At 65.5% G+C, this 1,587-nt stretch carries 2 protein-coding genes and 1 pseudogene; 2 read left to right on the top strand and 1 reads right to left on the bottom strand.

Annotated features, from left to right (window positions below; genetic code table 11):
• Both ACYVDE_RS22210 and ACYVDE_RS22215 read left to right on the top strand, forming a co-directional pair.
• Positions 1-598, top strand: a pseudogene (locus ACYVDE_RS22210) (hypothetical protein); the annotation flags it as partial.
• 195 nt (positions 599-793) lie between these two features.
• Positions 794-1,282, top strand: a complete 489-nt coding sequence (locus ACYVDE_RS22215; RefSeq protein ID WP_460503718.1) for a BLUF domain-containing protein — start codon at positions 794-796, stop codon at positions 1,280-1,282.
• Here ACYVDE_RS22215 and ACYVDE_RS22220 read toward each other — a convergent pair.
• The coding region (locus ACYVDE_RS22220; RefSeq protein WP_460503719.1) for a 2'-5' RNA ligase family protein at positions 1,283-1,587 on the bottom strand (305 nt) is incomplete at its 5' end.

Here is a 1,587-nt window from a genome sequence, read left to right on the forward strand (position 1 = left end):
ACCGGTGCTGGTGGCGCTGCCACTGCTGCTGCTGCTGGCGCCGCTGTTCCCCTTCATCTATCCGCTGCGGCCGCCGGCGGCGATGGCGGCCCTGCGCGCCCGCTATGCCCCGCTGGGCTTCTATACCTGGGAAGACGGCCAGATTCACGACCTGCCGCAGGACTACGCCGACATGCGCGGCTGGCGCGAGCTGGCCGACAAAACCTGGGCCGCCTACCAAAGCCTGCCCGATTCGGTGCGCGCCCACACCCTCATCAAGTGCGCCAACTACGGCCAGGCCAGCGCCATCAACTACTACAACCGCGGCCGCGCCCTGCCGCCGGCCCAGAGCTTCAACGGCAGCTTCCTGTACTGGTTCCCGGTGCGCACCGACTGGCGGGCCGTGCTCATCATCGACGACGAGCTGCACCCCGAGCTGGTCCCCCATTTCACCCGCTACCACGAGCTGGCCCATGTGGCCGATACGTACGCCCGCGAGCAGGGCACCCGCATCATCCTGGGCCAGGGCCCCGATGCGGCCCTGCTGGCCCGCGCCAATGCCGAGTGGCACGACGAGCGCGCGCAGTGGGAAAATAGGAAGCCTTCTGAGATAAGATGAATTAATGTTATATATTTATTATAAATTATATAATTGATTACATGTTCTGCTTGCTTGGTCGTGAGCCCGGTGTAATTTGCCGGTGGCTGGGCTACGTATTTTTACGCACTTGGCGGCCGGGTAGCCCAAGGCGTGCGCGCTACCCGGCCGCCAGGTGCCTTTCCCGGCCTCGCTACTGCTCTACCTACTACCGCTATGGAAACCTATCGCATTATTTACGCCAGCACGGCCGTTCGGCCTATGGGGCCCGCCGAGTTTGAGCGGCTGCTGATGCAGGCGCGCATCTACAACTACAGCGAAGGCATCGGGGGGCTGCTGCTGCGGGCCGGGCAGCAGTTTCTGGAAGTGCTCGAAGGACCGGAGGCCGCCCTGAACACGCTGTATGCTCGCATTACTGCCGACCCCCGCCACCAGGCCGTGCAAACCCTGGAAATGGCCAATGTGCGCGGACCCTTGTTCCGGCACGCCAGCCTGGGCTTTGCCGAAGTAGAGCCGCCGGCCCTGGCCCGCCTCACGGCCTACCTCGACCCGGCGCACCGCCGCGCGCTGCTGCCGCAAGGCTACGACGAGCAGGAAATCATTTCCGACCTGCTGCTGGAATTTGCCGAGCAGCAGTGTCCGCATGTGCTTGGCTGGCCCGGCGACCGCGCCCTTGGCCGGCCGCAGCGCTCCCTGTTCTCCTAGCTAACCGGCGAAGGGAAATTCGGCCAGGCTTTCCCACGGGCCGCCGCGGTAGGCCCACAAATGCAGCCCCGTACCCAGCGCCTCGAATGGCGCGAAACCGGCTTGCAGCTCGGCCAGCAGCTGCCGGGCCGCGGCGGGGTCGACCTTATTCTGCACGGTGATGTGGGGCTGGAGCTTCTGGCGGTCCTGCGGAATGAGATAGTCGGCAAATTCAGCCTGCAGCCGGCGGTGCAGAGCGCGCAGCTCGTCGTTTTCGAGGGTGAAGGCCACGCCCCGGCCCAGCGAGCGCAGGCCCGCCACGCGCA

It is taken from the genome of Hymenobacter agri, from assembly GCF_054778495.1.